We start from the raw sequence: 22,866 nt of genomic DNA, 5'->3' as shown, positions 1-22,866 counted from the left end.
CGGAGTCGGCATCGGGGTCAGTTTCGTTCTGTCGCGATCCGTCCTCGGGGATCTCCTCGGTTTTCTCGTCGTCAGTCATACGTCGGAACCATCGGACCGACGGTTCTGAAGCTTCGCCCGGAGTTCGACGGGTCGGGGCTCGGAGTTTTAGTCGAAAGCAGTCGATGTCGGGATCGCGACCTCGAGAAGCCTCATGGGAAATCAGCCAGATGGAGTGGCTTCCGAACAAGTCATTTTAATAAAGGTTCCCTGACCATCTGTCACACAGTAATGGACGAAACGGAGGTGGCGGAATACGCCCGACACAGTCAGACGATTATCGACGATGCACCCCAGATGGACGAAGCTAATACGAAGGCTGCTGTTCTGCGTGATTTTTTGGATCTCCTTGGGTGGGAGATACCTGCTAATACTAAGCTGGAATACTCTGTTAAAGTTGGCACACGGTCCTACAAGGTTGATTATGCGCTCCTCCTCGAGGGGGCTCCGGTCGCATTTTTCGAAGCGAAAGGAGTTGATACGGCTCTGAGCAGTAATCATCGTGAGCAACTCGGCACCTACATGAAGAACGAGAACGTGAATTGGGGAATTCTTTCGAATGGCAAGCAATATCAGTTCCTCCGTCGCGAGGTCGTCGATACGAACGTAAAGGTGCAGGTCCTCGCAGAGGCCGATCTCAAGCGATTGCCCGAGCAGATTACTATCCTGCGAGCGTTCACCAAAGACGCGATTCAAGCAGGCGATTCGGAAAAAATAGCTAACCGTATTGAGGAACTGAAAGCTGCTCGAACAAGCCTTGAGAAGAACAAGGATGATCTCTCAACTGCTATTACTGAAATACTGACGGAGGATGTTTCGGACACGATCTCTACGTTGGCAGAGCCGAGAGCGAAGGAAATGATCGACGACCTTGTTCAGGAGATTGACGCCGAGATCAATACAGACCGAACTCGGTCACAAAGTGAAGAAGTCGATACGTCATCAGTTGAAACAGACGGTTCAGATGAACAAGGTTATATTGTCAAAATCCACAACGGCGGAGAGACTCTCACTACGTTTAGTGATACTGTGCAGAGCGACGTGATGGCAGGGGTTGTGAATTATCTGCTCGAGAACTACGATCTGAGTTCGGAGATAGAACCGTTACCGTACATTCCAGGCAGAAAAAAGGCAATTATCAACGACGAACCTTCTTCACCACACGACGAGCAAGCGATGAGAAATCATCGCGAATTGAGTGGTGGACACTACCTGGATACTCACATGAGTGGGAAGAATAAGAAGAGGTACCTACAACGTTTCGCTGAGATGTGTGGGCTTGACGCATCTTTCGCTGGAGAGTGGTGAACACCTCTCTCCACCTGTAGAGCACGGGGCGCGACGGGATTGTGAACTACGCGAACGGCTCGCTTCGCTCGCCGTTCTCTACTTCAAATCCCGTTTCCCGTCGCTGCCGCTCGCGAATTGCTCGCGGCAGAACGACGGGCGCGACGGGATTTGAACCCGCGACATCTTGGTCCGGAACCAAGAACTCTGTCCACTGAGCTACGCGCCCTCGTGTCTACAGATAGCGATACCGATCGTATAACGGTTGCTCTTTTTTACTGCTTACAGCGACGATTCGGCGTCGGGGACGTCGGTAACCGCGCCGTCGGGCGACGCCGGCTCCGACAGGGCGATCTCGAGCCCGCCCTCGCGGGAGTCGACGGTAACCAGCCAGCCGGCGTACCGGAACGACAGGGATCGGAACCCGGAGCTCGGGTTGGAGATCGAATCCAGCGTATCGGGGTCGATCGCGTCGTAGAGGGGCTCGAGCGCGATCGGATCGACCTCGTCGACGCGAGCGACTAGCTCGACAACCGCCGTACTCGTCCGTCGATCCTCGGTTGCAGCCACACTCGTCATCGGTCGGTGAGAGGTCACTACTAACGGTGAGCGGACCGGGAGTAAAGAAAATGACTGAATATTCCAGCACTGAGATGACGGTGAAAATGAGTGTTCTCTCGACGGATCGATCGCGCAGCTCTCCGAAACGGCCTCACGTTCGGCGAGGAACGTCGTGGCGGCCGAAGCCGTACCGAAGCCGACTCGCCAGCCGCCTCGAGAACCGTCCCTCGTCGGCTCGCGAACCGAACCGCTCGGAGAGGGCGGTGTAGATCAGCGGTAGCGGCACCTCCTGCTCGAGAGCCTCCTGGACGGTCCAGGTGCCCGTCGAGCCGCCCTCGATGCGGTCGGCGACGGTGCCCAGGTCGGTCCCTTCCTCGCGGAACGCCTCCTCGCAGAGCTCGAGCAGCCACGAGCGGATCACGGCGCCGTTGTTCCAGACCGAGGCGACCGACTCGAGGTCGAGGTCGTACCGGCCCTCGTGGAGCAGCTCGAACCCCTCGCCGTAGGTCTGCATCAGGGCGTATTCGACGCCGTTGTGAACCATCTTGACGTAGTGTCCCGACCCCGCGGGCCCCATTCGGCCGTGACCGTCTGGACCGGTCGCGACGGCGTCGAAGACCGGGACGAGTTCGTCGTAGGCCCACTGCGGGCCGCCGACCATTAGCGAGAAGCCGAGTTCGGCGCCCGCCGGCCCCCCGGAGGTGCCGCAGTCGAGATACGCCGCCGAGCAGGCCTCGGCCCGGCGCACCGAGTCCTCGAAGTAGGAGTTGCCGCCGTCGACGACGACGTCGTCGCCGCCGAGGTGGGGATCGAGATCGTCGAGGGTCGCGTCGACAGCCTCGCCCGCGGGGACCATCAGCCAGATCCGTTTCTCCTCGCCGAGTCGGTCCGCCAGGTCCGATACCGAGTCGGCCGGCTCCGCGCCAGCGTCGGCCGCGGTGGCGACGGCTGCCGGATCGAGGTCGAAGGCGACGACGTCGTGGCCCGCCTCGAGCACCCGATCGACGACGATCTGTCCCATGCGTCCGAGTCCGATAACGCCCAGTTGCATGCGTTCGGATGGGCGGGGCCGCGAGGTAGTGGTTGTGATTCGTGGCGGAGGCGACGCTCGAGAACGAAACGCGAGGCAGAAGTCGCCGCGGCTGCAGCGAAGCCGACCGCCGGCGTCAGTGGATCGGTTGCTCGAGGCGAGCCCAGCCGATCGCGTCGAGCACGACGATTCGACCGTGGTGTTCGACGTAGACGCCGTTGTACTCGCCCCGATCGGCCTCGTAGTACGGCAGCGAGTCCCGGATCGTGTCGACGACCGACCAGGCACCGTCGCGCTCGAGGGTGACGTGTTCCCACTCTTCCCGGGCGTCGTTGCGCACCGCGCGCTCGAGCGCCCGTCGGGCGCCCGGAATCTCCGCGAGTCGGCGGGCCGATGCGTCGATAACGGTTGCACCTGCGGGAACCTCGTCGACGACCCTGGCGCCGAGGTTCGCTTTCGAGCGTCCCGTTTCGGTCGGCGAACGGTCGTTCTGAAGGACGTACCCGGCGGCCGCGGCGGTCCCCACCGCGAGCAGCGACAGGGCCATCCCTTTGCCCCTGAACATCATACACATACCTCTCAGTAGCTAACTAAGTATCTTTCGTAACAATCTTCTTTACAAATATATCTAGGAAGGAATTACATGTCTACGACACGGCCGCGGCGACGTTGGTCGTGATCGCCCCGGCGACGACCAGGAGGAGGACGGCGACGACCGCTCCCGCCCGGTACAGCGGCAGGGCGTTCGCCGCGGGTTCGCGGAGCTTCTTCCCGTTGAGTCCCGACTCGAACCGTTTTGCGCCCACCTCGACGAGCCCCGCGAGGACGAGCCAGAGGGCGACCATCGCGAGCACCAACTGCCCGTTGATCGTGTTGAACAGTCCCTCGGCCGTGTAGCGGGTTCCCGCGAGATGACCGCCGCTGAGCAGCAGGACGAGCGCGCTCACGCGCGAGATCGACGTCAGTCTGCTCGAGATCGTTTCGAGGGGTTTCGTCGAGTTGAACGCGCCGTCTCGGGCCAGCGGGAGGACGACGAACGCGACGTAGAAGACGCTGCCGGCCCAGAGCGCGGCGAAGACGAGGTGGGTCGTCTGGGCGAGAAACGTGTCGACCATATCGGAAGCTTCGCGACCGACGGTATCAGCGTTCCGACTTCTCCCGGCTACTCGAGCCAGTCGGGGAGCCATGCGACCAGCCGTCGCCGAACCAGGACGTAGCCGAGCGAGACGGCGAGGCCGCCCGCGACGACCGAACCGACCCAGCCGTCGAAGACGAGCAGCGCCGGCACCGCGAGTGCGAGTGCGAGCGCGCCGTCCTCCGGCGCGCCGTCGTAGCGGACCCACCGTCGCGCCCGGAGCCACCGACCCCGGACGTGGTCGTAGACCGCGCGGTCGCCGACGTCGGTCCAGGGGTTCATTTCCGGTCCGTCGCCGAGGACGTCGCTCGCGGCGTGGAGCCAGGCGGCGACGACTGCAGCGGCGACCGCGACGACGGGACTCGAGGGAACCGCCACCGCAGCGCCGACGGCGAGCGCGGCAACGGGCAATCCGGCGACCGGGAAGTGCAGGCTTCGGCGGTGCTCGAGGACGAGATCGAGATCGGGTGCGAGCCCGCCGACGATCGCACCGACGGCGAGGGGACTCGAGAGCGTCGGAACGGCGGCGGCGACCGGGGCGGCGAGGGCGAGCCCGGCGAAGACGTGGGTGGTCGCCATCATCTCAGCGGTCCGGCGACCCCGTCGGGGTTCGGCTCTCCGTGCTCCGATCGTAGACGATCACGACGGTGAGCGCGGCGCCAACCCNGGTCGCCATCATCTCAGCGGTCCGGCGACCCCGTCGGGGTTCGGCTCTCCGTGCTCCGATCGTAGACGATCACGACGGTGAGCGCGGCGCCAACCCAGATCCCGATCCAGAGGGCGATCGCGGGGCCGGCCGCCCCGATCGTCCCTTGCTGGATCGAGAGCAGGGCGAGATAGCCGAGCAGGGCCGTCGCGAGGGCGAGGACGGGGACGGCGATTCCGAGGACGAGCCAGCCGACATACCGCCATCGGCTCGACCGCTCGTGTCCGCAGTCGGGACAGCGAGCCGCCGCTCGAGTATGCTGCGATCCGCACTGTTCGCACGGCTCCGTCCCGGACATCGCGTTCGAGTTCGTCGCCGGTCGCCTTCGTTCTGTCGGCCGCGAAACCTGTTTTCAGTCCGACCGCTCCGGTGCGAGTCCCTTCTCCTCGAGCTCCGCGATTGCCCCGTCGGTCTTCTCGAGTTCGTCGAGGCCCATCCCCTCGAGGACGTGGTCGGCTTTTGTGAACTGGATCTCCGAGTAGTCGACGAGCTGGACGCGGTTCCCCCACGGATCGTGAAACTCGAGGCCGGGGACGTCGAGGCGCTCGACGACGCAGTCCTCGAGCCGCCGTTCGGCGGCGTCGGCGTCGTCGACGACGAGCCCGAAGTGGCGCTGACCGTCCCGGTCGGTATCGTCGCTTTCGGCGAGCGCGATGAACTGATCGCCCATATCCAGAAAGGCCTTCGAGTCGGACCGGCTCCGGAGTTCGAACGCGAACAGATCCTCGTAGAACTCGAGTGCGTCGTCGATGTCGCCGACCTCGAGGGCGACGTGGTTGATGCCGACGAGCGACGGTCGTTCCGTTTCGGCGTCAGTCATGTGCGAACGGTCGTCGCGGACGGCCGTCAATCCCCTGCCGGCAGCCCGGCGACTACTCGAGGTTCTCGCCCTGATAGCTGCCGTCGTAGGCGCCCTCGTGGTTGGCCTCGGCGAACACCAGCTGGGCGATGCGGGCGCCGCGGGCGATCTCGACGTCGTGGTGGACCTGCAACAGCCCCTCGCCCCGGCCCTCGTAACCGGCGTCCCACACCGCGGTGTTCAGCATACAGGAGTTGCGCATCAGCGACGAGCGGGGGTAGACGAACCCAACGTGACCCTCCGGGATCTCGATGCGCTCGCCATAGCGGGCGACGTAGGCACCCTCGGGCAGGTAGTAGGTGTCCGGCGCCTTCTGCTCGAGCTCCTCGAGCGGGCGGGCCACCCGGTCGCCGATCTGCTTGCCGTCCCGGCCGATCCGACCGGGCTCGAGCTGTTCGAAGACGACGTCGAGGGTGAGGTCGACGCCGTTGGGCTGGATCTGGTCGTCGCTCGTCGGGGAGACGTACTCCGCGACGAAGGCGCCGGAGCGGAACATAGCGTCGATACGCTCCGGAGTTGAAAAAAGGGTATCCGTTCGGATCGGCCGTGGCAGGGCGTTACGGGACACGCTCGAGGAGGTCGCCGTCGGTCGGCTGCGCGCGAGTGTACGAACGGTCAGCGGCGTGGCAATACTTACGCGAAACCCCGTCGAATGCCCGGAAATAACACGGACGTTCCCGATAGAAACACGCTGGATTTATCAAGGCGGAAAGCCGAAATTCGGATGCTATGGGACAGACTCTCACCGAAAAGATTCTCGACGACCACCTCGTCGAGGGCGAACTCGAGACCGGCGAGGAGATCGGGATCGAGATCGACCAGGTACTTACCCAGGACACGACCGGAACGATGGTCTGGCTCCAGTTCGAGGCGATGGGACTGGACGAGGTCCAGACCGAGATCGCCGCGCAGTACTGCGACCACCAGACCTACCAGTTCGACTTCAAGAACACGGACGACCACCGCTTCCTGCGTTCTGCAGCCGGCACCTACGGGGCTCACTTCTCTCGCCCCGGTAACGGTATCTGTCACAACGTCCACCGCGAGAACTTCGCCGCGCCCGGCAAGACGCTGCTCGGCTCGGACTCGCACACGCCGACCCCCGGCGGCCTCGGCGAGCTCGCCATCGGCGCCGGCGGGATCGACGTCACCGTCGCGATGGGCGGTGCGCCCTACTACATCGAGATGCCCGAGATCGTCAGCGTCCGACTCGAGGGCGAGCTCCCCGAGTGGGCCACCGCGAAGGACGTCATCCTCGAGTTGCTGCGACGCCTGAGCGTCAAGGGCGGCGTCGGCAAGATCCTCGAGTACACCGGTCCCGGCGTCGAGAGCCTGACGGCACCGGAGCGGATGACGATCACCAACATGGGAACGGAACTCGGCGCGACGACGTCGATCTTCCCGACCGACGAGCAGACCGAGGACTACCTCGAGCGCGTCGGCCGCGGCGACGAGTACGTCGAGCTCCAGCCCGACGACGACGCCGACTACGACGACGAAATCGTCGTCGATCTCTCGGACCTCGAACCGCTGATCGCCACGCCGTCGATGCCCGACAACGTCGTTCCCGTCAGCGAGGTCGAGGGCGAGTCCGTCGAGCAGGTCATCGTCGGCTCCTGTACGAACGGTGGCTACGAGGACATCCTCCCCGTCGCGAAGATGCTCGAGGATCGCCAGACCTCCCTCGAGACCGAGACGATCGTCGCCCCCGGCTCCAAGCAGGCCTCCGAGATGCTCGCCCGCGAGGGCTGGGTCGCGGAGATGATGGCCGCCGGCGTCAACTTCTCCGAGGCGACCTGTGGTGCCTGTATCGGGATCGGTCACGTTCCCGCCTCCGACTCGGTCTCGCTGCGGACCTTCAACCGCAACTTCGAGGGCCGCTCGGGTATCGAGGACGACAACGTCTATCTGTGCTCGCCGGAGGTCGCCGCCGCCGCGGCCCTCGAGGGCGAGATCACCGATCCGCGGAACCTCGACGACGTCGAGGCCCCCGGCGTCGAGCTTCCCGACGAGTACGACGGCTCGAAGACGGACCTCATCGCCCCCGACGAGGCCGTCGACGACGAGCTCATCAAGGGTCCGAACATCGGCGACGTGCCGATCCGCGACGAGCTCGGCACCGACATCTCCGGTGAGGCCCTGCTCAAGATGGAGGACAACATCACGACCGACCACATCATTCCTGCAACGCAGGACATCCTGATGTACCGGTCGAACGTCCCCAAGCTCTCCGAGTTCACCCTCTCGCGTGTCGACGACACGTTCGCCGACCGCGCGCTCGAGGCCGACGGCGGCTTCCTCGTCGCCGGCGAGAACTACGGTCAGGGTTCCTCGCGCGAGCACGCCGCGCTTTGCCCGATGTACCTGGGCATCGAGGGCGTCCTCGCACAGAGCTTCGCCCGGATCCACCGCGCGAACCTCTTCAACTTCGGTATCGTCCCGCTGACGATCGACGAGGACACCTACGACTCGATCGACCAGGGCGACGATATCGAGATCGTCGACGACGTCTACGAGGCCGTCACGAGCGGGCAGGAGGAGTTCACCGTCCGCGTCAACGGCGAGGAGTTCACCGCGACGCTCGACGCCTCCGAACGCGAGCGCTCGATCCTCGCGGCCGGCGGCAAGCTCTCCTGGACCCGCGACCAGGCCGAGGACAGCGGCGCCGCACCCGCCGACGACTGATCCCAACGCGGGACGCCGATCTTTTGTTTTCTGGCTCCGTAGCTCCTCGAGGAGTTATAATCTTGATCGAACGCTCTAGGTTCGAGTTGCTGCTGAGGTCTCTCATCGCACGGCATTTTATCACAATGTACTAGCCGAAGGAGAACGATAATAAGCAGGGAGATGCGTTTGTCGTCACGTATGCGTAGTCAACACAGCGTTTTCGATACGAGTCGAAGTCCCAGTGCGGTCGGGAATATCCGTGGCCAGCCCCTTTCGGAACTCGTGCTCAGCCTGCTCGACAGCGCCTTCGCCGGCGTCTTCTGTGGATCCGAACAGAGGAACCGATATGGGGAACACCCGGTACGCTGAGCAGGCCGCCCCCGTATGGGTCGAGTACGCCGCCGCATCCGATAGCCACGCCTCCGGACACGTCGTTCTACAGTGACCAACCACTCTCGAACGACGTGTCCGGCTCCGCCAGCGACTGGTGTCCCGGACGTGCTGGACTGGATGGCAGGTACGACGACGAGCCGTGGCTCCAGCCCGGTGCTCGTCTGACTCCCTGGACTAACCGGCAGCGCTGATCGTTGTTCGCTCCCGGCGGACCTCGCGTCCGGCCTGTAGGGCCCCCTTCACGCAATTATTTCATATTATATATCGGTGAATTTAATACACCCAACGCCACATTCCCAACTGTATGTGGGAATCCACTCACCATTCGCAGCTGAGTAGTGCGGTGAACTACAGCGGTCCGACCCTCGAAGAACAGGTTCGCAGCTTGCTCGACAGCGCGTTCGCCGGTATCTTCTCGCCAGCCCAGGAGGAGCACTATGACTGCTAAGACACCGACAGACGAGTCCGAGGAGCAGACGGAAGAACCAGCCGCGGAGCCGCTTACTGACGGCGGAGTCACGAACAACGGAACCAAGACCACTGGCGGCGGAATCGCCATTCGTGGTGAGAGTATCAAGGACGCGGAGCTGACGCGCAGCGAACTCATCCTCTCCTCGTCACTGCCAAAGAAGATCTGGCTCCGCCTCCCGTGGTTGCTGGTTGCACTTGCTGGTGGCCTCCTCGCTGGCGGGGTTATCGGTGGCGCTGAAGGGTCACTCGAGGCAGCCGAGATCGCGCTGCTGGCCGTTTTCGTCCCGGTGATCATGGACATGGGTGGGAACGTCGGTACCCAGGCGTCCACGATCTTCGTCCGCGGGCTCGCAACTGGCCACATCGATGACAAGAACGCAATGAAACACCTCGCTCGAGAGGGCGTTTTTGGCGTCGTCATCGGCCTCATTATCGGTGGCATCGCCGCAGCCATCGCGCTGGTCTGGCAGGATAACGCAGCGCTGTCGATGGTGCTGTTCACCGCTCTGTTGACCGTCTGTACGGTCGCCAGCGTGTTCGGGTACCTCATCCCGTGGGCCGCACACAAGCTGGGATTCGATCCCGCTGCGGTCTCCGACCCCGTCGTGACGACGTTCAAAGACCTCACTGCCGTGCTGATCTACTTCGGCCTGGCAATCTGGCTGCTCCCGGGAGCACTGTAATCGGTAGCCGACACGGTTTCAAAACTCGTCTCCGACGAGTTTCGGATCGCTGACCTCCCGATCACCGCTGACGAGGCGATCGACCGTCGAACGGAACGGACGATGCTGTATTAGCTGTCCGTCGTCGACGTCGACGAACTCGGTGGGGTCGCCAAGCGTGACGGCCTGCTGAACGTCGCACGATGTCGAGGACGTCGTGACGAGCGCTATTCTGACGGGTGATCTGTGTGAGGGGGTCGGCGATGAACCGAGTGTCCTCGCTGGAACAGCTGGATTCTGGGTGTACCGGACCTGGCTGATCCGGCCTCGAGCGCACACTCCCGCAATACGAACATAAACTGAACACGAAATCATGGCCCGAAAACACTACCAGGATGAACTCGAGGCGCTCCGTGAGGCGGTAATCGAGATGAGCGACCTCGTCTACACGCAGTTCGACCGCTCTGTAACAGCCCTCGCTGATCACGATACGGAGCTAGCCCGACAGGTCGTCGAGAGCGAAGAACGAATCAACGAACACTATCTCGAAATCGAGCGCAACTGCATCGACCTGTTGGGACTTCAACAGCCGGTTGCCGGCGACCTCCGCTTCGTCGCCGCGTCGTTCAAGATCAGCACCGATCTCGAGCGGATCGGCGACATCGCGGTCAAGATCGCCGAACGAACCGAAGCCGGGCTCCCGACGATGGACACCGACGTCGATATTCCATCGATGGCCCAGGAAAGCGCAACGATGGTCGCCGACGCGAGCGACGCCTTCGAGGCAGCCGACGCGGAGGCGTGTCGGGAAATCATCGCTCGCGACGACCAGATCGATCAGCTCGCGAAACACGCAAATCGGCAAATATTCGGCGAAACGGTTACCCTCGACGCCGAGACCGTCGATCCGGATGAGTACTACGAGGAGCTCCTCCGTCTCCTGCTCACCGTCACTGACATCGAGCAAGTCGCCGACCACGCGGCGAACATCGCCGCTCGGACGATCTATATGGCCACTGGGGACGACAGTTACCTCGAGTAACACCACCGTATCGGTGTTCTGAACAACTACTCGAGACCGGATTCAGCGATGTCCCTTCTGGCTTCGACACGCCAGGGCGTCTGGCCCCTTATCTACGAGTATCCCTGCTGGCGCCGACGGAGCGACCGAGAGTCGCGCGTCCCGGCTTACGTGGCGTCTACCCGTCGGCACGCCGTCGCATCTCTGGGTTACGGACGCCGTAACTACACGCTCCGACGGCTACGGCCGATCCATGTGGCCCTGGGGACACCTCGGCGTGGCCTACCTCCTGTACTCGCTGTACGCCCGCGGCCGGTTCGGACGGCCGCCGCGAGCCGAACCCGCCCTCGCGGTCCTGGTCGGCTCGCAGTTCGCCGACCTGATCGACAAGCCGCTGGCTTGGTGGGTCGGCATCCTGCCAAGCGGCCGCTCGCTCGCCCACTCGCTGTTCTTCGCGGCGGCGTTGATCGTCGTCGTCTACGCCGTCGGGTTCGCGCTCGGCCGCGTCGAGACAGCCACCGCGTTCGTCGTCGCACACCTCTCCCATCTCCTGGCCGACATCCCGCCGCGGGCGTTTCTCGGGTATCCGTTCGAGACGGAGTTCCTGGTCTGGCCGCTGCTCGAGCAGCCGACGTTCCGGTACGGCGAGCGGCTGTTCGAACCGCCCGCGGTCGTCGAGCTAGTCGTCGGCCCGTTCACGAACCCCGCGATCTTCTTCCTGTTCGAGTGGGTGCTGTTCGGGGCGGCGATCGCGCTCTGGTACGTCGACGGCTGCCCGGGACTGGGGTACGTCGATCCCAGTTCCCGTCGCTGAGTTCGATCATCGGGTCGAGAACGAACAGCGTCTTGTGAACGCAGCCGATAGCTCGAGCGAATGTCCTCCAATCACGCGAACGCGGGCTACCGACGGCTGTTCGACGGCGAGGGACTGACCTTCGGTGCGGGGTTTCCCCTGACCGGGGCGAACCGCTCGAGGCCCGACCCCGAGGCGGAGATCGAACTCGCGACTCTCGCCGAGGAGCTGGGGTTCGACGGCCTCTGGGCGCGGGACGTTCCCACCTACTGGCCGAAGTTCGGCGACGCGGGCCAGACCTTCGACACCTGGCCGTGGCTCTCCCACGTCGCCGCCCACACCGACGAGGTCGCGCTGGGAACCTCGAGCGTCGTCCTCCCGCTTCGTCATCCGTTACACGTCGCGAAGTCGGCCGCGACGGTCGATCGGCTCTCGAACGGGCGGCTCGTGATGGGCGTCGCCTCGGGCGACCGGGACCCGGAGTACCCCGCCTTCGGGGTCGACCGCGAGGCGCGAGGCGAACTGTTTCGCGAGGGATGCGAGGCCCTGCGGACGGTCTGGCGGGAGGACTACCCCACCCTCGAGGGGCGGTGGGGTCGGCTCGAGGGCGAGCTCGACGTCGTTCCGAAGCCGACGGAAGGGACGATCCCGCTGCTGCCGACCGGGAACTCCCGGCAGGCCGACGAGTGGATCGCCGAGCACGGCGACGGCTGGCTCTTTTATCACCTCCCCGAGTCGACCCTGGAGAGCTACATCGCACAGTGGCGCGAGGCGACTGCGGACAAACCGTTCGCGATCGCGGTCCGAGTCGAACTCGCCGAGGATCCGACCGCCGATCCCGAGCCGCTGCACCTCGGGTATCGAGCCGGCGTCGAGTGGTACCGCGACTACTTCCGCCGGCTCGAGTCCTACGGCCTCGATCACGCCATCATCGGTCTCCAGAACGAGGACCGCGAGCGCGGGCTCGAGCGCTTCGCCGACGAGATCATCGACGGGCTGTAGGCCTGTGACGGACGCTACGTCGGGTACCGATCGATCCACGGTCGCCGTCGCTCGAGGGCGGCGCTGGCCGCGAGGACGTCGGCGTCGCCGAAGCGTTCCCCGGCGAGCTGGAGGCCGACGGGGAGCCCGTCGACGAACCCCGCGGGGACCGAGGCGGCGGGATGGCCGGTGAGGTTGTACGGCTGCGTGAGCACCCAGCCCCGTCGCGGGCCGACGTCGACGCCGTCGATCGTTTCGGGCGGTTCGCCGTGAGGGAACGGGGTCGTGGCCAGCGTCGCCGACGCGATCAGGTCGTACTCCTCGAAGCAGTCCTGCAGGTCGTCGAAAACCCGCGAGCGAACGACGTCAGCGCGGGTGAGCTCCCGAACGGTCGGCGGTTCCGCGTCCAGAACGGTCTCGACGAACGCGTGGTGCAGTCGGTCGCGGTCCTCGTCGCGCGGATCGAAGCCCCGGTCCTCGAGGTCGTCGAGGGTCGCCTGCCAGCGGACGGTCGCCATCGTGTAGAACGCCTCGAGGATCTCCTCGCGGTCGTGGGCCAGCCTCGGATCGACCGCGTCGACGGTCGCACCGGCCCGCTCGAGGGCTCCGACGGCGTCGTCGATCGTTTCCCGGACCGCGGGCTCGAGCGGGTAGATCCCCAGATCGGGACTGTAGGCGATCCGCAGGTCGTCGATCGGTCGGTCGACAGCGGCGAGGTAGTCGTCGGTCGCGGGCACCGAGTGGGGGTCGTCGCGGTGAGGGCCTGCCATCGCCGTTAGCGCGAGCGCGGCGTCGTCGACGGTGCGGGTCATCGGGCCGACGTGGTAGAACGGCGTGTGACTGGCGAAGGCGTTGGGCCGATCCACGTTCGGCACCAGTCCGTACGTGGGTTTGTGTCCGTAGACGCCGCAGGCGCTCGCGGGGATGCGGATCGAACCGCCAGTATCGGAGCCCGGCGCGAGCGGGACGAGGCGGTCGGCCAGCGCCGCCCCCGCCCCGCCCGAGGAGCCGCCGGCGGTGCGATCGAGGTCGAAGGGTGTGCTCGTCGGGCCGGCGACGCGGTTGTCCGTCGTCGTGCCGACGCCGAATTCGGGCGCGTTGGTTTTGCCGACGACGATCGCACCCGCAGCCTTCAGGCGGGCGACGTACGCCGCGTCGGCGTCGGCGACGCGATCCTCGAGCAGCCGCGAGCCGTGGGTGGTCTCGACCCCCGCGACGTCGTCGATATCCTTGACGGCGACGGGAACGCCGTGGAGCGGGGGCAGCGGCTCGCCGTCCTCGATCGCGCGCTCGGCCTCGACGGCCGCCTCGCGGGCCGACTCCTCGGCGACGGTGACGAACGCGTTCGTCCGCTCGTTTCGCTCGCGGATGCCCTCGAGGTGGTCCTCGACGACCTCGACGGGGGACAGCTCGCCGTCCCTGATTCGTCTCGTGATCCCGGCCGCGGAAAACTGCGTGCTATCTCCGCCCATAGTGACCGTCACACGAACGGAGGGATAAGCCTGGGTCCGGCGGCTTCAACCGCGGGCGGATCGCGCCGGTTCGAGACGAAGGGGTCTCGGCGACGCCCTCAGAACCGGTCGATCGCGAACGGCTCGATCGGGTGGTCGGTCTCGCCCTCGAGCGCCAGATCGGCGAGGAGCTCCCCGATGACGCTGGCGAACTTGAACCCGTGGCCGGAGAAGCCGGCGCCGACGGCGACCTGCGGGCTCTCGGGGAGCGTATCCAGGACGAAGTCGTCGTCGGGGGTGTTGGTAAAGAGGCAGGTCTGGAGCCCCATCGTCGGTCCGGCGCCGTCGGGGAAGTACCGTTCGGCGAACTCCCTGAGGAGCCACTCGTCGGTCTGGGTCGGCTCGCGCTCGAAGGCGTCGGGATCGACGACCTCCTCGCGGTGGTTGTACCGGCCGAGCTTGAGCCCCGGGACGTCGTGGACGGGAAACCCGTAGTACCGGCCCTCCGGGACCTCGAGGTTCCAGACCGGGAACCGCTCGCGCTCGAAGTGGTCGGGTTCGGTCGGCTGGAACCACGCGAGCGCCTGTCGCTCGGGGACCAGCACCGACTCGAGGGCGTCGACGAAACGTCCCGCCCACGCGCCGGCGGTGACGACGAGCCGATCGGCCTCGTAGCTGTCGTGGTCGGTCTCGACGCGGACGCCGTCGCTCGTCGGGCGCCAGTCGACGACGCGCTCTCGGGCCCGGATCGTCGCCCCCGCCCGGTGGGCGCGCTCGACGTGGCCGACGGTGCAGGCCTCTGGCTCGAGGAACCCCCCGTCGGGCTGGTAGATCGCCTCGTACCCTTCCGGAAGTCGGTAGCCGGGGTAGCGCTCGGTCAGCTCGCTGCTCGACAGTTCCTCGTACTCGAGGCCGTGTTCCGCACAGGAGCGTCTCGAGCCCGCGACCAGTTCGCCGTCGGCGGGCCCGGCGTCGACCGATCCCGTGCGGTAGAACAGTCGCCGGTCGGTCGCGTCCTCGAGGTCGTCCCACAGCTCGGCGGCCCGCTTCGCGAGCGGGACGTAGGCCGGGTCCTCGGCATAGGCGAGTCTGAACATCCTGGACCGGCCGTGCGAGGAGCCGTAGTCGTGGGGGACGTCGTAGCGCTCGAGGCCGAGGACGTCGGCGCCTCGCGTCGCCAGGTGGGCGGTCGCGGCGCTCCCGATTCCGCCCACCCCGAGGACGATAGCGTCGTACCGATCGGTCATGGGTTCGTCTACGGAGCGGGGTTCGAAAACAGTTAGCAGTCGTCGGTCGTCACTCCCGCCGAGCGCGCTCGCGGATCCGGCGCTGCTGGCGGCGTTCGGTGACGTGACCGATCCCGTCCGCCAGTTCCTCTCGAACCTCGTCCTCGAAGGCGTCGGCGTCCTCGAGGAAGCCGTCCGAGAACTCCTCGACCAGTTCGTAGGTCCACCGGTCGCTAATCGCGCCCGCCGGAAGATGATCGTCGCGCAGGCGGTCGGCCAACTCCTCGTGGCCGGCCTCCCGAAGCTGGTCTTCGGCGTCGCCGATTCGGTCCATGGCGTGGCCGAGTTCGTGGTGAAACTGGAGCAGGTTCCCGTAGGCCCGATGGACGTACTCGATGCCGAGCTGGAGCTCGTGTAGAGCCGCCTCCTCCGTTTCGCTCAGCTCGAGGGCCTCGAGATCGGTGTCGGTATCGTGTGCCATCCGTCGTTGGGACGGCGACCGACGTAAAAGGCGTTTCAGGTCCGGAAGCCGGTTCCGGTTCCCGTACTCGGGGCGTTACCGGAACGGCTCGAGTTCCGGTCCGGCACCGCATCGGTCCCGGATCCGGCGTCGACGATCGTCCCCGTCGCCGGCATCGCCAGCACGCTCACCAGTCCGCTGATCGACCCGGTGTGGTTCGCCCCGCGGCGGTGCTCCCGACAGAGGCGACAAACCTCCTCGTACTCGATACCGGGAAGCGCCCGGATCGTCGCCTCGTGCTCGCGGACGAACGTCGGGAGCCAGTCCTCTCGCAGCGCGGCCGCGTTCGTCCCGTCGCTCGAGTCGCCGACGCGCTCGCGGTAGAGCTGGCCGAGCCAGTGGAGCGCCCGCGGCCGGGAGAGCGAGACGCCACTCTCGTTGTGGGAGATCGCCGCGAGGTCGGGCGCGAGCCGCGACACCGCGCGGTTGACGACGTTCCGTCGCATCGCGTCGGACCGGGGTAGCTCGAGCGAGAGTTCGATCAGCCGGCGATCGAGAAACGGGTAGACCGTCGGCAGCACCTGAACGTCGGCGTACCGGTCGAAGGAGCTCTCGTTGGTCAGGGGGTACCAGAAGTCGACTCGTCCGAGCTCCGCCATCGACGGGTAGTCGACGCCGTGGTCGCGGACGCCCTCGGTGGTGTCGGTCAGGGATCGCTCGAGCACCCGACGAGCGGACGGGACCGCGTCGGTGTCGACGTACGCCGGAGTCGCCTTCGACCGCGTCTCCAGGAACTGCCGCCGATTCTCGGCCGCCCGTCCGACCGGGAGCGTGATGTCGCCGAGCGGCGTCGAGAGCCGGCGGTCGGGGAGGGTCCACCCCTTGAAGAAGACGTCGGCGTACAGCCCGGAGACGAGGGTGTCGACGTCCCCGCGGATCTCGTCGGCGACCGCGAGGGTTCGCGCCTCGTTGAACCAGCCGATCCCGTTGCCGTGTCGGCCGTACGCCTCGAGCAGCGCCGGGGTTCGGTCCGGGTCGAGCTCGAGTCGCGTGAACGGAACGTCGATGCTTCGGGCGACGCGGGCCGCGATGGACGACTCGTCACCCGACGTCGTCGAGCCGGTAGTGAAACCGTACGTCCGGTCGGGATCGACCGTCGCCGCGAGGAGCCGGGAGTCGCTGCCACCCGAGAGCAACAGGCCGTGGGTTCGTTCGGACCGAACCCGGTCGTCGACGGCGGCGGCAAAGCGCTCCAGGAACCGATCGACGAACCGATCGGCGGACAGCGACGTCGGCTGCGGGGTCGGGTACCAGTAGCGGTCGTGTGCGATCGAGCCCTCGTCCCCGAGTTCGACCGTCGTGATCGAGGCGGGCGGCAGCTGCGCGATTCCCTCGTAGAGTGTCTGCGTTCCTCGGACCCGCTTGTGAGCGAGGTACTCGACCAGTCCGGACGGATCGAACGCGGCCGGAACGCCGGGGTGGTCGACCAGCGACTGAACGGCCGTCGAGAACAGCAGCCGGTCGCCGCTCGAGTGGTAGTACAGTGGCCGACTGCCGAGGAGATCCGTCACGAGCCGCAGCCGCCGGTCCGCGTGCTCGAGGACGACCGCGACGAACTCGCCGTTGAGTTCGGTCAGCGCCTCGAGCCCGTCGGCGGCGTACTCGCGTGCACAGAACTCCGGCGTCGAGACGCCCGCAGGCCGTCTCCGCCGCGAGCCGTCACCGAGACGACTGTAGACGGTTCCGGAGACCAGCAGCGTCGCGTCTCGCTCCGGAACCCGAACCGGCTGTGGGGTCTGTCGGTGTGTCGCCGCGAGGCAGGTCAGCCCGGCGCCGTCGTGTCTCCCTGCTTCGCCGACGTCACCTCGGCCGACCCACTCGGCCATCGGCTCGATATCCGGTCTCTCTCTCCCGAACGCACCGCAGACCCCAACCATTACGAAAAGTCTGGTGTAGAGGGGGTATTACACTTCGGCCTACCAATCCAGGTGCCGTCCGCTACGACTCCGTCTGCGGGCCGGTTACACGCCTGCTGGTTGTCAGTCTCGACACGGCCGAAGGAACACGGGGAGTACGCCGGTAACCGGTTACGAGAACCCGTCTCAGGCGTCGGCCCGAAGCAGGGTCGTGAACTCCCGAGCGAACGACTCGACGTCGTCCCAGTCGGTGTACTCGTAGTCCCGGGCAGTGTCGGTGTCGCCGCTGGCCCGGCCCGCGATCCAGCGCATGACGAAGCGCTTGAGCCGGCCGTACTCGCTGTACTTGAGCGCGCCCGCGACCGCCAGCGTGCCGTCGGGGTTCCACCCGGTTTCGTCGAGGAACGCCTCGAGGAGCTCCGCGGCGGGAGCGCGCTCGCCGGGATCGTCGTGGGCTGCCGTGAGACTGACCGAAAAGAAGGCCGACGGTCGCCGGTTCAGGGTCTCGAGGTGGTCCCGAACGAACGAGCCGACGTAGCGCTGGTGGGAGCCGCCGTGGATCGACGCGCCGACCACGATGCCGTCGTAGGCGCCGGGGTCGAGCCCGTTGGGCGGGTGTTTCAGGTGTGTGAGGGTTACCTCGTGGCCCTCGCCACCGACGACGTCGCCCATCCGCTCGGCGATCGCCTCGGTCTGTCCCTCGCTCGTGCCGTAGCAGATCAGGACCCGGGTCATCGACAGTCACCTCGAGCGGTCGGGGTGAGGTCGTCCATACGTGTTCTCCCACCCGCAGTTGCATCAAGGCGCAGGTGCCTCTCAGAGCGACAGCTCCTCGCCGAGGGACGGCGCTTCCGCGGCGATTCCCTCTACCCGAAGCTCGTCGGCAAAGTCCTCACAGCGGTCGCCGTGGTTGATCAGTATCCGAGCGTCGGCGTAGGGTGCGAGGAACTCGAGCAGGCCCTTTCGATCGGCGTGTGCGGAGAAATCGTACTGCTCGACCTGTGCACTGACTCGCATCGAGCGCCCGTCGATCACCGCACTACCGGTCTCGTACAGTTCGCGACCGGGGGTGCCCTCGACCTGATGACCCGTCATGGCGATCTTGTTCGTCGGGTGCGAGCGGATCGCCGGCACGTACGTCATCGCGGGGCCGCCGTGGAGCATCCCGCTAGTCGTGACGATCACGGTGTTTTGCTCGGCGATCCGTTCCCGTTGTCCATCCCGCCCGTCGACGAACCGGGCGTTGCCCTTCGCCCGCCGGAGCAGGTCGGGATCGCGCAGAAAGTCGCGGTTTCGCTCGCGGAGAAAGAGTTCGGTGACGCGCTTTCCCATCCCGTCGACGTAGCACTCGAGGTCGTACGCCTCGCAGATGCAGAGCACCTCCTGAGTGCGACCGATCGCGAACGCGGGGACGACGACGGTGCCGCCCTCCCAGAGGGTGGTCTCGAGGCTGTCGACGAACGATCGCTCGATCTCTTCTCGGGGCGGCCGGCTCACGTCCGAGTAGGTGCTCTCACAGATCACGGCGTCAGCGTCGGGACGGGCCACGGTTCCGGAGAGCAACTGCTGGTCCTCAGTGTGGAAGTCGCCGGTGTAGAGCAGCCGCGTGTCGCCGTCGGAGACCAGCACGTGGGCGCTCCCGGGGACGTGACCTGCGTCGAAGAAGATGACCTCGTAGCCCGCGGCCTCGAAGGACTCGCCGTAGCCGTGAGTCTCCGATACCTGTGCGAGGCGAGCGATCTCGGTCTCGGTGAACGGGCAGTTGTACGTTCCCCCGTGAAGTTTGAGGGTATCCCGCGCGAGCACCGTCGCGAGGTCGTACGTCGGCGGCGTCCAGTGGATCGGCGGGCGGGCGTCGCCCGCCAGCAGGGAGGGGATCGAGCCGACGTGGTCGAGGTGGCCGTGGCCGACGACGACCGCGTCGGGGTCGGCGTCGTCGATCGGAAACGACGGTGGGTTCCCCGAGTCCATGCCGAAATCCAGCAGCAAGGAGTCGTCGATCAGCACCGCGCTGCGACCGATCTCGCGAGCCCCGCCCAGAAACCGAACGTCCATACCCGGTCTTTTCCGCTCGAGTCGCTTGCCTCCGTCGGTTCGCCAGCCGCCGTCAGCGGTCGTCGCCCAGCGCCCGGCCGACGAGAAAGAGCAGGGCGAAACACAGCACGACCATGGCGGCCTGGGAGATAGCCCCAATCGGGCTGTCGACGGAGCCGCCCGTCGCGAGCGTCCAGGCGTCCGCGAGCCCGCGCGTGCTGCCCGCGATGCCGAGCAGCGCCAGCAGGCCGTAGCCGTAGATTGGGAGCCGTCGCCGACCCGTCGCGCGGCCGAGCCAGCCGATCGCGACGATGGCGATCCCGAAGAACGCGGGGATGAGCGCCGTGACGCTCGCGAACCCGGTTCCCACGTACGCGACCACACCGAGCAGGATCAGGAGGACGCCGATCGCGATTCCGCCGCCGAACAGCCCCGTCTCGTCTGTCTCCATGGCTGATACGAGTTCCGGCGGGGTAATACTGGTTACGCTCGAGCCTCGCCGACGAAACGAGCTTTCCCGAAGCGCGAGCGCTCAGGAGGAGCCGTTCGACCGGGCCTCACCGGCCGGCGGATCGCTCGAGGGGGCCGTCCGCTGGAGGACGCCGATGAGATAGACGTCGAGCAGGCAGACGATCAGGACGGCAAGCGGGATCGCGACGTCGGCGTAGCTGACCGACTCGAACTGCAGGGCGGTGACGACGAACGGGTCGCCGAGCTCGAGGGCACCCGAGATCGATCGGGCGCTGAGAAAGCCGAGCGCGAGGACGTAGAGGGTGAACCAGATCGACCCCCGCTTCCACTGGCCGAGATACCAGTGGCCCAGGCCGGCGATCAGCGCCGTGAGGAGATAGGCCGGCCAGAACGGTCGTCTGCGATCGGTCATACCCGACAGTTCGGGACGGGGCACAATCGGTGTTTCCCCTCTGACACGGGTTGTCGCGGCCGACGGTCAGTCGCTCGGCTCCGCATCCGGCCCCGCGGGCGAGGCGTCACCGACGACGTTGTCGGTCCAGGTCCCCCGCAGGAACCAGGCGGCGGTGACGATCGCCGAGAGGACGTAGGAGACCGCGATGGCGTACCAGACGCCGATGACGCCCATGTCGAGGACGACGATCGCGATCGCGGCGATCGGGATGCGGTACAGCCACAGCTCCTGGATCGACAACAACATTGCGGCGCGGGTCGACCCGCTGCCCCGGATCCCGCCGAGCATGATCTGGAAGGCGCCGAGGAAGAGGTAGGAGGGTCCCGCGATCGTGATGTAAGCGGCGCCGTAAGCGATCACCTGCGCCGACTCATCGCCCTCGATGAAGATCGCCGTGATCGGTTCGGCGAACTGGTAGGCGACGCCGATCACGACGGCGAAGATCGAGAGGACGAGCGCCCCGCTGAGCGTGACCGCCTGCTTGGCGCGGTCGACCTGCTCGGCACCCAGGTTCTGGCCGACGACGGTCTCGGTTCCGCGGGCGAGCCCGAGCGCCGGCAGGAACATCAGCGACGAGAGCCGGTTGACGATCCCGTAGGCGGCGACCGCCTCGGTGCCGGCGACGGCGATCAGCGCCGTGAGGACGGTGATCCCGAACGCGCGAAACCCCTGTTCGGTCGCGATCGGGCCGCCGATCTCGAGGATCTTCCGAACGGTCTCGCTCTCGAGGCGGAGGTCCGACAGCGAGGGCTCGAGCCCGACCCGACCCGAAAACAGCAGGTAGAGGCCGACGGTCGCGGCGATACCGCGGGAGAACACCGTCGCGACGGCGGCGCCCGCGACGCCGTACCCCTCGAACCCGGTCGCCTCGTAGAGGGTCGTCTCGAGGCCCGCCAGCCCGACCCAGGCGAACATGGGGTTGTCCTGAAAACCGAGGATGAGAAACGGGTCGATGACGACGTTGATCGCGACGCTGATCACCATCAGGTACAGCGGCGTTCGCGTGTCGCCCCACCCTCGCGAGAGCGCGTCGAAGATGAAAAACCAGAACATGAACGCGACGCCGACGAAGATGATCCGGGTGTAGGTGACGGCGTAGGTAAAGGCGTCGCTGCCCGGCTCCGCGCCGATCAGGCGAATCAGCCAGGGCGAGAGGAAGTAGCCGACGATACCGAAGACGATCGCGATGATCGTCACGAACGAGAGGGTCTGGCCGGCGACGTGAGAGGATCGCGTGAAGTTACCGGCACCCTTGTGCTGGGAGATCAGCACCGTCCCGGCGACGGTCAGGCCGCCGCCGACGCTGACCATCAGGAAGACGATCGCCCACGAGTACGACAGCGCGGCGACGGCGTCGCCGCCGAGCCGACCGACCCAGTAGGTGTCCGCGAGGTTGTAGCCGACCTGCAAGAGCTGGCTGGCGACGATCGGCGCCGAGAGAACCATTAGCGGCTTGAACAGGTCGCCGTCGGTGACGTTGACCGAGCGATCGGTGCCCTTGCTCGACCTGCTCACTCCCGATCACGCTCGGCCGGGTCATCGTCGGTACTCTCGTCCGCATCGCCGTTTCCGCCGTCACCCAGGTCGGCGGCGAGGCGGTGTTGCTGGTCGGGCTCCGGAAGGGTACTCGGATCCCGATCGGCCGGGAACGACGCGTCCTCGGCGAGCAGGTCGTCGAACACCCACGTGGCGGTCCCCCTCCGGACCTCCTCGAGGTACTCGTCGCGGCCGATCGTTAGCTGACGGATGCGAGCCCCGTCGAAGGCCGCGATCAGCAGCGCCGCGGTCTCCTCGGGATCGTGTTCGTTGAACTCGCCGGCCTCGAGCCCGTCCCGAAGGATCTCCTCAAGGACCGCCCGAAGCTGATCGTCGCTCTTGCGGAGCTTCTCGCGGAACGCCTCGTTGTACGGCGCCTGCGTACGCAACTCGAGCATCGCGACGTGGAACGACTGGCGATCGTTCTCCTCGGGACCGTAGAGGAACCAGTCGACGAACACTGCCAGCCGTTCGACCGGCGGGCGGTCGCGGGTCTCGGCGACGCGCTCGTCGAAGCGCTCGAAGAGGAACTCGAGGAAGTCGCCCAGGATGTCCTCCTTGGAGTCGTAGTGGTAGAACAGCAGCGACTTGCTCTTGTCGGTCCGGTCGGCGATATCCTGTGCCGTCAGCTCCGTGTAGCCGCTCTCGCAAAGGGCCTCATACACTGCGCGCATGATCGACGCGCGAACGTCGGGATCGGTCACTAACTGACT

The 22,866-nt window shown here is 66.0% G+C and carries 24 protein-coding genes and 1 tRNA gene; 6 read left to right on the top strand and 19 right to left on the bottom strand.

Annotated features, from left to right (window positions below; all coding sequences use genetic code 11):
* Positions 1-270: 270 nt before the first annotated feature.
* Positions 271-1,347, top strand: coding sequence for a type I restriction endonuclease (locus C491_RS01365; protein ID WP_005553179.1), 1,077 nt, complete (start codon positions 271-273; stop codon positions 1,345-1,347).
* A 135-nt stretch (positions 1,348-1,482) separates the two neighbouring features.
* Here the strand turns inward: C491_RS01365 and C491_RS01360 are convergent.
* The 9 genes from C491_RS01360 to C491_RS01320 form a co-directional block, all read right to left on the bottom strand.
* Positions 1,483-1,555: transfer RNA gene (locus C491_RS01360), tRNA-Arg, on the bottom strand.
* 53 nt (positions 1,556-1,608) lie between these two features.
* Complete coding sequence (locus C491_RS01355; RefSeq protein WP_005553178.1) at positions 1,609-1,905, bottom strand: HalOD1 output domain-containing protein; 297 nt, start codon at positions 1,903-1,905, stop codon at positions 1,609-1,611.
* 133 nt (positions 1,906-2,038) lie between these two features.
* Positions 2,039-2,938: a phosphogluconate dehydrogenase (NAD(+)-dependent, decarboxylating) gene (gene gnd / locus C491_RS01350; RefSeq protein WP_005553177.1), complete on the bottom strand. Its 900-nt coding sequence runs from the start codon at positions 2,936-2,938 to the stop codon at positions 2,039-2,041.
* Positions 2,939-3,053: 115 nt separating this feature from the next.
* A complete protein-coding gene (locus C491_RS01345) occupies positions 3,054-3,485 on the bottom strand; it encodes a hypothetical protein (RefSeq protein ID WP_049891355.1) in 432 nt (143 codons plus the stop codon).
* 79 nt (positions 3,486-3,564) lie between these two features.
* The gene (locus tag C491_RS01340; protein ID WP_005553175.1) at positions 3,565-4,032 is read right to left on the bottom strand and encodes a hypothetical protein; all 468 of its coding nucleotides are present in this window, start codon (positions 4,030-4,032) and stop codon (positions 3,565-3,567) included.
* 47 nt (positions 4,033-4,079) lie between these two features.
* A complete protein-coding gene (locus C491_RS01335; RefSeq protein ID WP_005553174.1) occupies positions 4,080-4,634 on the bottom strand; it encodes a hypothetical protein in 555 nt (184 codons plus the stop codon).
* A 98-nt stretch (positions 4,635-4,732) separates the two neighbouring features.
* The gene (locus C491_RS01330; RefSeq protein WP_005553173.1) at positions 4,733-5,056 is read right to left on the bottom strand and encodes a hypothetical protein; all 324 of its coding nucleotides are present in this window, start codon (positions 5,054-5,056) and stop codon (positions 4,733-4,735) included.
* Between the two features lie 54 nt (positions 5,057-5,110).
* Positions 5,111-5,578 carry a VOC family protein gene (locus tag C491_RS01325; RefSeq protein ID WP_005553172.1) on the bottom strand — a complete coding sequence of 156 codons (468 nt, stop codon included), beginning with the start codon at positions 5,576-5,578 and terminating at the stop codon, positions 5,111-5,113.
* Between the two features lie 52 nt (positions 5,579-5,630).
* Positions 5,631-6,122, bottom strand: coding sequence for a deoxyuridine 5'-triphosphate nucleotidohydrolase (locus tag C491_RS01320; protein WP_275040001.1), 492 nt, complete (start codon positions 6,120-6,122; stop codon positions 5,631-5,633).
* Positions 6,123-6,346: 224 nt separating this feature from the next.
* Here C491_RS01320 and C491_RS01315 point away from each other — a divergent pair, with 224 nt between their 5' ends.
* From C491_RS01315 to C491_RS01290, 5 genes are all read left to right on the top strand, one after another.
* The gene (locus tag C491_RS01315; protein ID WP_005553170.1) at positions 6,347-8,302 is read left to right on the top strand and encodes an aconitate hydratase; all 1,956 of its coding nucleotides are present in this window, start codon (positions 6,347-6,349) and stop codon (positions 8,300-8,302) included.
* Positions 8,303-9,114: 812 nt separating this feature from the next.
* The gene (locus tag C491_RS01310; RefSeq protein WP_005553168.1) at positions 9,115-9,831 is read left to right on the top strand and encodes a magnesium transporter; all 717 of its coding nucleotides are present in this window, start codon (positions 9,115-9,117) and stop codon (positions 9,829-9,831) included.
* Between the two features lie 352 nt (positions 9,832-10,183).
* On the top strand, positions 10,184-10,852 hold the full coding sequence (gene phoU / locus C491_RS01300) for a phosphate signaling complex protein PhoU (protein WP_005553166.1): 669 nt from the start codon (positions 10,184-10,186) through the stop codon (positions 10,850-10,852).
* A 232-nt stretch (positions 10,853-11,084) separates the two neighbouring features.
* Complete coding sequence (locus C491_RS01295; RefSeq protein WP_005553164.1) at positions 11,085-11,645, top strand: metal-dependent hydrolase; 561 nt, start codon at positions 11,085-11,087, stop codon at positions 11,643-11,645.
* A gap of 60 nt (positions 11,646-11,705) precedes the next feature.
* On the top strand, positions 11,706-12,626 hold the full coding sequence (locus C491_RS01290) for an LLM class oxidoreductase (RefSeq protein ID WP_005553162.1): 921 nt from the start codon (positions 11,706-11,708) through the stop codon (positions 12,624-12,626).
* 14 nt (positions 12,627-12,640) lie between these two features.
* On the opposite strand, the gene C491_RS01285 is transcribed toward C491_RS01290, so the two are convergent.
* The 10 genes from C491_RS01285 to C491_RS01240 all read right to left on the bottom strand — a co-directional run bounded on the left by C491_RS01285 (position 12,641) and on the right by C491_RS01240 (position 22,857).
* The gene (locus tag C491_RS01285) at positions 12,641-14,077 is read right to left on the bottom strand and encodes an amidase (RefSeq protein ID WP_005553161.1); all 1,437 of its coding nucleotides are present in this window, start codon (positions 14,075-14,077) and stop codon (positions 12,641-12,643) included.
* Positions 14,078-14,175: 98 nt separating this feature from the next.
* A complete protein-coding gene (gene solA, locus C491_RS01280; protein ID WP_005553159.1) occupies positions 14,176-15,303 on the bottom strand; it encodes an N-methyl-L-tryptophan oxidase in 1,128 nt (375 codons plus the stop codon).
* 49 nt (positions 15,304-15,352) lie between these two features.
* A complete protein-coding gene (locus C491_RS01275; RefSeq protein WP_005553158.1) occupies positions 15,353-15,763 on the bottom strand; it encodes a hypothetical protein in 411 nt (136 codons plus the stop codon).
* A 35-nt stretch (positions 15,764-15,798) separates the two neighbouring features.
* Positions 15,799-17,679, bottom strand: a complete 1,881-nt coding sequence (locus C491_RS01270) for an asparagine synthase-related protein (protein ID WP_152421258.1) — start codon at positions 17,677-17,679, stop codon at positions 15,799-15,801.
* Between the two features lie 165 nt (positions 17,680-17,844).
* Positions 17,845-18,393: a flavodoxin domain-containing protein gene (locus tag C491_RS01265; RefSeq protein ID WP_005553154.1), complete on the bottom strand. Its 549-nt coding sequence runs from the start codon at positions 18,391-18,393 to the stop codon at positions 17,845-17,847.
* An 81-nt stretch (positions 18,394-18,474) separates the two neighbouring features.
* Positions 18,475-19,713 (bottom strand): MBL fold metallo-hydrolase, encoded by a 1,239-nt coding sequence (locus C491_RS01260; RefSeq protein ID WP_005553152.1) that lies wholly within the window; start codon positions 19,711-19,713, stop codon positions 18,475-18,477.
* A 52-nt stretch (positions 19,714-19,765) separates the two neighbouring features.
* On the bottom strand, positions 19,766-20,143 hold the full coding sequence (locus tag C491_RS01255; RefSeq protein ID WP_005553150.1) for a hypothetical protein: 378 nt from the start codon (positions 20,141-20,143) through the stop codon (positions 19,766-19,768).
* 81 nt (positions 20,144-20,224) lie between these two features.
* Positions 20,225-20,575 (bottom strand): hypothetical protein, encoded by a 351-nt coding sequence (locus C491_RS01250; protein ID WP_005553149.1) that lies wholly within the window; start codon positions 20,573-20,575, stop codon positions 20,225-20,227.
* A gap of 66 nt (positions 20,576-20,641) precedes the next feature.
* Positions 20,642-22,132, bottom strand: a complete 1,491-nt coding sequence (locus tag C491_RS01245; RefSeq protein ID WP_005553147.1) for an MATE family efflux transporter — start codon at positions 22,130-22,132, stop codon at positions 20,642-20,644.
* Entirely contained in the window at positions 22,129-22,857 is a 729-nt protein-coding gene (locus C491_RS01240; RefSeq protein WP_005553146.1) for a TetR/AcrR family transcriptional regulator, read from the bottom strand. Before C491_RS01240 ends, C491_RS01245 begins: the two co-directional genes overlap by 4 nt.
* Positions 22,858-22,866 lie beyond the last annotated feature (9 nt).

This window comes from Natronococcus amylolyticus DSM 10524 (genome assembly GCF_000337675.1).
In the GTDB taxonomy this organism is placed as follows: domain Archaea; phylum Halobacteriota; class Halobacteria; order Halobacteriales; family Natrialbaceae; genus Natronococcus; species Natronococcus amylolyticus.
This window is presented reverse-complemented; position numbering and strand designations above follow the sequence as displayed.

Excerpts from the sequence above, each read along its gene's own strand:
- phoU (WP_005553166.1), top strand. The coding sequence starts at position 10,184 with ATGGCCCGAAAACACTACCAGGATGAACTCGAGGCGCTCCGTGAGGCG.
- C491_RS01275 (WP_005553158.1), bottom strand. The coding sequence starts at position 15,763 with ATGGCACACGATACCGACACCGATCTCGAGGCCCTCGAGCTGAGCGAA.
- C491_RS01310 (WP_005553168.1), top strand. The coding sequence starts at position 9,115 with ATGACTGCTAAGACACCGACAGACGAGTCCGAGGAGCAGACGGAAGAA.
- C491_RS01330 (WP_005553173.1), bottom strand. The coding sequence starts at position 5,056 with ATGTCCGGGACGGAGCCGTGCGAACAGTGCGGATCGCAGCATACTCGA.
- C491_RS01255 (WP_005553150.1), bottom strand. The coding sequence starts at position 20,143 with ATGGAGACAGACGAGACGGGGCTGTTCGGCGGCGGAATCGCGATCGGC.
- C491_RS01295 (WP_005553164.1), top strand. The coding sequence starts at position 11,085 with ATGTGGCCCTGGGGACACCTCGGCGTGGCCTACCTCCTGTACTCGCTG.
- gnd (WP_005553177.1), bottom strand. The coding sequence starts at position 2,938 with ATGCAACTGGGCGTTATCGGACTCGGACGCATGGGACAGATCGTCGTC.
- C491_RS01345 (WP_049891355.1), bottom strand. The coding sequence starts at position 3,485 with ATGATGTTCAGGGGCAAAGGGATGGCCCTGTCGCTGCTCGCGGTGGGG.
- C491_RS01265 (WP_005553154.1), bottom strand. The coding sequence starts at position 18,393 with ATGACCCGGGTCCTGATCTGCTACGGCACGAGCGAGGGACAGACCGAG.
- C491_RS01250 (WP_005553149.1), bottom strand. The coding sequence starts at position 20,575 with ATGACCGATCGCAGACGACCGTTCTGGCCGGCCTATCTCCTCACGGCG.
- C491_RS01365 (WP_005553179.1), top strand. The coding sequence starts at position 271 with ATGGACGAAACGGAGGTGGCGGAATACGCCCGACACAGTCAGACGATT.
- C491_RS01355 (WP_005553178.1), bottom strand. The coding sequence starts at position 1,905 with ATGACGAGTGTGGCTGCAACCGAGGATCGACGGACGAGTACGGCGGTT.
- C491_RS01290 (WP_005553162.1), top strand. The coding sequence starts at position 11,706 with ATGTCCTCCAATCACGCGAACGCGGGCTACCGACGGCTGTTCGACGGC.
- C491_RS01340 (WP_005553175.1), bottom strand. The coding sequence starts at position 4,032 with ATGGTCGACACGTTTCTCGCCCAGACGACCCACCTCGTCTTCGCCGCG.
- C491_RS01260 (WP_005553152.1), bottom strand. The coding sequence starts at position 19,713 with ATGGACGTTCGGTTTCTGGGCGGGGCTCGCGAGATCGGTCGCAGCGCG.
- C491_RS01325 (WP_005553172.1), bottom strand. The coding sequence starts at position 5,578 with ATGACTGACGCCGAAACGGAACGACCGTCGCTCGTCGGCATCAACCAC.
- C491_RS01315 (WP_005553170.1), top strand. The coding sequence starts at position 6,347 with ATGGGACAGACTCTCACCGAAAAGATTCTCGACGACCACCTCGTCGAG.
- C491_RS01335 (WP_005553174.1), bottom strand. The coding sequence starts at position 4,634 with ATGATGGCGACCACCCACGTCTTCGCCGGGCTCGCCCTCGCCGCCCCG.
- C491_RS01270 (WP_152421258.1), bottom strand. The coding sequence starts at position 17,679 with ATGGTTGGGGTCTGCGGTGCGTTCGGGAGAGAGAGACCGGATATCGAG.
- C491_RS01285 (WP_005553161.1), bottom strand. The coding sequence starts at position 14,077 with ATGGGCGGAGATAGCACGCAGTTTTCCGCGGCCGGGATCACGAGACGA.
- solA (WP_005553159.1), bottom strand. The coding sequence starts at position 15,303 with ATGACCGATCGGTACGACGCTATCGTCCTCGGGGTGGGCGGAATCGGG.